The 3,367-nt window shown below is 36.8% G+C and carries 9 protein-coding genes; 5 read left to right on the top strand and 4 right to left on the bottom strand.

Features of this window, described 5'->3' with window-relative positions; translation table 11 throughout:
• Positions 1–162: 162 nt before the first annotated feature.
• Entirely contained in the window at positions 163–312 is a 150-nt protein-coding gene (locus IQ242_RS20095) for a hypothetical protein (RefSeq protein ID WP_193961173.1), read from the bottom strand.
• A gap of 326 nt (positions 313–638) precedes the next feature.
• Here IQ242_RS20095 and IQ242_RS20090 point away from each other — a divergent pair, with 326 nt between their 5' ends.
• Genes IQ242_RS20090 through IQ242_RS20080 form a run of 3 tightly spaced genes read left to right on the top strand, consistent with a single transcriptional unit; the run spans position 639 to position 1,421 of the window.
• A complete protein-coding gene (locus IQ242_RS20090; protein ID WP_002780223.1) occupies positions 639–860 on the top strand; it encodes a hypothetical protein in 222 nt (73 codons plus the stop codon).
• On the top strand, positions 857–1,270 hold the full coding sequence (locus IQ242_RS20085) for a type II toxin-antitoxin system VapC family toxin (protein ID WP_149977626.1): 414 nt from the start codon (positions 857–859) through the stop codon (positions 1,268–1,270). The genes IQ242_RS20090 and IQ242_RS20085 overlap by 4 nt, the downstream gene beginning before the upstream one ends.
• Positions 1,242–1,421 (top strand): tetratricopeptide repeat protein, encoded by a 180-nt coding sequence (locus IQ242_RS20080; RefSeq protein ID WP_228021113.1) that lies wholly within the window; start codon positions 1,242–1,244, stop codon positions 1,419–1,421. The genes IQ242_RS20085 and IQ242_RS20080 overlap by 29 nt, the downstream gene beginning before the upstream one ends.
• A gap of 232 nt (positions 1,422–1,653) precedes the next feature.
• Here IQ242_RS20080 and IQ242_RS20075 read toward each other — a convergent pair whose 3' ends face one another.
• The 3 genes from IQ242_RS20075 to IQ242_RS20065 are packed head-to-tail and all read right to left on the bottom strand — an operon-like array spanning position 1,654 to position 2,270.
• Complete coding sequence (locus IQ242_RS20075; RefSeq protein WP_002748708.1) at positions 1,654–1,878, bottom strand: type II toxin-antitoxin system HicA family toxin; 225 nt, start codon at positions 1,876–1,878, stop codon at positions 1,654–1,656.
• Entirely contained in the window at positions 1,878–2,090 is a 213-nt protein-coding gene (locus IQ242_RS20070; protein WP_002749012.1) for a type II toxin-antitoxin system HicB family antitoxin, read from the bottom strand. Before IQ242_RS20070 ends, IQ242_RS20075 begins: the two co-directional genes overlap by 1 nt.
• Positions 2,091–2,129: 39 nt before the next feature.
• A complete protein-coding gene (locus IQ242_RS20065) occupies positions 2,130–2,270 on the bottom strand; it encodes a hypothetical protein (protein ID WP_193961172.1) in 141 nt (46 codons plus the stop codon).
• Between the two features lie 388 nt (positions 2,271–2,658).
• Here IQ242_RS20065 and IQ242_RS20060 point away from each other — a divergent pair, with 388 nt between their 5' ends.
• Both IQ242_RS20060 and IQ242_RS20055 read left to right on the top strand, forming a co-directional pair.
• Entirely contained in the window at positions 2,659–2,898 is a 240-nt protein-coding gene (locus IQ242_RS20060) for a hypothetical protein (protein ID WP_002735146.1), read from the top strand.
• A gap of 35 nt (positions 2,899–2,933) precedes the next feature.
• Entirely contained in the window at positions 2,934–3,359 is a 426-nt protein-coding gene (locus IQ242_RS20055) for a type II toxin-antitoxin system VapC family toxin (RefSeq protein WP_002756072.1), read from the top strand.
• Positions 3,360–3,367 lie beyond the last annotated feature (8 nt).

Here is a 3,367-nt window from a genome sequence, read left to right as displayed (position 1 = left end):
TTACCCGAAGCAGAATTAAGACAACGGTTTCCCGATGAGGTGGTGGAGATGTTGAAACCAAAACCCCCTCATCCCTGAAAACAGTCTTAACTGTGATTGGAATGTTGAATGATGAACTATGACTAGGGAGCTAGTTAAGAGTGAATTAGAGATGAAGATTGATTAAATGAACCAATCATAGTTAAGACCGTTGGAAAAGAGGGTCTGTAGGCGCACGGATTTTCCATTATGAATATAATATCCTGTCAAGTCGCCTTTGTCAAGAGAAAATTTAACAACATCCAGACAAACGTTATGGTAGGGGTAATTCATGAATTACCCCGACACCTATTACCTAGTCCAGTAACCCACCACCACCATTGACAGTGATTGGAATGTTGAATGATGAACTGTGATTAGGGAGCTAGTTAAGAGTGGATTAGAGATGAAGATTGATTGAATAAATCAATCATAGTTAAGACCGTTGGAAAAGAGGGTCTGTAGGCGCACGGATTTTCCATCATGAATATAGTATCCTGTCAAGTCGCCTTTGTCAAGAGAAAATTTAACAACATCCAGATTTAGTCGTAACCCATCACCTATCATTGACTATGATTGAATTAACCACTGCTCACTGCTCACTGATAACTGATAAAGCTATGACACTCAAAGAAGAACTTATTAAAGAAATTGAAACAACTCCCATTTCTCTGCTGCCGGAAATCCTGCATTTTGTCCAATCTATAAAAACAAAACATCCAGACGTTGACTTTATGGAATTTGCTGGTATGGCAGCAGATATAGAAAATACTATGCAAGAGATTGTCGAAGAAGCAGAAGCTAATCGTCAACTCGATTTAAAACGGATAAATGACTTATGAAACAAGCATTACTTGATACCAATATCCTCTCTTATTTTTTACGAGGCAATCCCGCAGTAATTGAACAATTCCGCATCTATCGACAACACTATACTTATATATCGTTTTCAATCTTTACCTATTACGAGATTAAAAGTGGTTTATTGTATAAAGATGCACGAAATCAACAACAACAATTTGAACGTCTTGTAGAAGTCAGTGAAGTAATTGGTTATGATCGTGAAATTAGTGATATAGCTACTCAAATATACGTTAATCTTAGAATAAAAGGACAACTAATTACCCCGATTGATTTGTTTATTGCTGCGACTGCTATTTATTGCGATTATACTCTGATTACAGCTAACATTAAGCATTTTCAAAATATTCCCAATCTTAGTTATGAAAATTGGTATCTCTCAACAATTTAGCACTATTGTACTATTGTACTATTTTCAGGTCAGGTACACAGAAGCGGAACCTCTCCATCTAGAAGCGATTAATATTTTCAGGGAAGGATTAGGGGAAAATCATTCCCATACCCAAACCGTTTATCGGAATTATAGGGGGATGCTGTCTTAACTATGATTGGAATGATTGAATGATGGACTATGACTAGGGAGCTAGTTAAGAGTGGATTAGAGATGAAGATTGATTGAATGAACCAATCATAGTTAAGACCGTTGGAAAAGAGGGTCTGTAGGCGCACGGATTCTCCATTATGAATATAGTATCCTGTCAAGTCGCCTTTGTCAAGAGAAAATTTAACAACATCCAGACAAACGGGGACATTAAGCTTAAATCAAGATTGAAATTACAGCAGACGAATAAATTCTTCTTGTGTCAGTTCAGCATCGCGTAAAATTTTTAAGAGTAATCCTTTCCCGACAGTTTTCCCCCGATGAACTGGTACGGTGACAACTCTTCCATCTTCATGTTTTAAGCGCAGATGACTTCCTTTTTGTCGGATAGATTGAAACCCTATTCTCGTTAAAGCTTTGATAACTTCATCACCTGTTACTACCGGTAATTTTGGCATCAGATAGACACCTTTTCAATTCCAACAAACTCCGATACATCTTCAGGATTGTCATCTTCCAAGCAAAGTTCAATCACTTCCCTGATATTCTTCATCAATTCATCAATCGTTTCCCCTTGACTGTAACAACCCCGAAGTTGAGGAACTTCCCCAACATAATATCCATCCTCATCCCGTTCAATGACAACATAAAACTCTCTTTGATGGTTCATGGTTCTCAATCCTTAAAAAAATTATCGCTGTCTAAGCTTTTATTGGCGATTATTGAGACTTGAAAAGAGGGTCTGTAGGCGCACGGATTTTCCATTATGAATATAGTATCCTGTCAAGTCGCCTTTGTCAAGAGAAAATTTAACAACATCCAGACAAACGTTATTGTAGGAGTAATTCATGAATTACCCCTACACCTATTACCTAGTCCAGTAGTCCAGTAGGGTGCGTTAGACGGCCAAAATTTCCGCTTTAACTTCAAGCTAACAATCCGTCGTAACGCACCACCACCATTGACAGTGATTGGAATGATTGAATGATGAACTATGACTAGGGAGCTAGTTAAGAGTGAATTAGAGATGAAGATTGATTGATTGAACCAATCATAGTTAAGACCGTTGGAAAAGAGGGTCTGTAGGCGCACGGATTTTCCATTATGAATATAGTATCCTGTCAAGTCGCCTTTGTCAAGAGAAAATTTAACAACATCCAGATTTAGTCGTAACCCATCACCTATCATTGACTATAATTGAATTAATCACTGATAACTGATTAGCAAGGAATAAAACCATGAATACTAAAGAGAGACTATTACAAGAGATTGAACAAGCACCAGATTCTTTAATAGAAGAAACTTTGAACTTCCTACTTTCAGCACAAGCTAGTTATGCTAAATCTGAAAGTAATGTAGGGGAGGCAATATTAAAGCTTCTGGAAGAGATGCCATTAGACAATGACGACTTAGAAAAGTTGCCTATAGATCTTGCTAATCAACATGACCATTATCTTTATGGAGTTCCCAAATCCTAAGCAAAGCCGAAACTAAAGTTTATAGCATCCTAGCAATGAAAACCATATTTGCAGACACATTTTATTGGGTTGCTCTCATTAACAATCGTGATGATTGGCATGAGAAAGCTATAGAAATGACAAGGAAACTCCAGCAGGTAACAATAGTGACAACCGATGAAGTCTTTATTGAAGTTTTCAACAATCTATCTGCTTATGGAATGTCAGTTAGACGAAAAACCTTACAAGTTATTAGAGGCTTACAAAATAATCCCCAAATCTTAGTTATACCTCAAACTCATCAGACGTTCCAATCAGGATTAGATTTATATCAAAATCGTCCAGATAAGGATTACAGCTTAACAGATTGTATATCCATGCAAACAATGCGCCAAATGAATATAAATGAAATTCTTACCCACGATAAGCATTTTACACAAGAAGGATTTTTCATTTTATTTCAAAATATAGAGTTACATTAGATTTGAGA

Source organism: Microcystis sp. LEGE 08355, from assembly GCF_015207185.1.
GTDB lineage: Bacteria > Cyanobacteriota > Cyanobacteriia > Cyanobacteriales > Microcystaceae > Microcystis > Microcystis panniformis.
Note: the sequence above shows the minus strand (reverse complement) of the source record. Positions and strands in the feature narration are given on the sequence as shown.

Excerpts from the sequence above, each read along its gene's own strand:
- IQ242_RS20085 (WP_149977626.1), top strand. The coding sequence starts at position 857 with ATGAAACAAGCATTACTTGATACCAATATCCTCTCTTATTTTTTACGA.
- IQ242_RS20070 (WP_002749012.1), bottom strand. The coding sequence starts at position 2,090 with ATGAACCATCAAAGAGAGTTTTATGTTGTCATTGAACGGGATGAGGAT.
- IQ242_RS20095 (WP_193961173.1), bottom strand. The coding sequence starts at position 312 with ATGAATTACCCCTACCATAACGTTTGTCTGGATGTTGTTAAATTTTCT.
- IQ242_RS20065 (WP_193961172.1), bottom strand. The coding sequence starts at position 2,270 with ATGAATTACTCCTACAATAACGTTTGTCTGGATGTTGTTAAATTTTCT.
- IQ242_RS20090 (WP_002780223.1), top strand. The coding sequence starts at position 639 with ATGACACTCAAAGAAGAACTTATTAAAGAAATTGAAACAACTCCCATT.
- IQ242_RS20075 (WP_002748708.1), bottom strand. The coding sequence starts at position 1,878 with ATGCCAAAATTACCGGTAGTAACAGGTGATGAAGTTATCAAAGCTTTA.
- IQ242_RS20060 (WP_002735146.1), top strand. The coding sequence starts at position 2,659 with ATGAATACTAAAGAGAGACTATTACAAGAGATTGAACAAGCACCAGAT.
- IQ242_RS20055 (WP_002756072.1), top strand. The coding sequence starts at position 2,934 with ATGAAAACCATATTTGCAGACACATTTTATTGGGTTGCTCTCATTAAC.
- IQ242_RS20080 (WP_228021113.1), top strand. The coding sequence starts at position 1,242 with ATGAAAATTGGTATCTCTCAACAATTTAGCACTATTGTACTATTGTAC.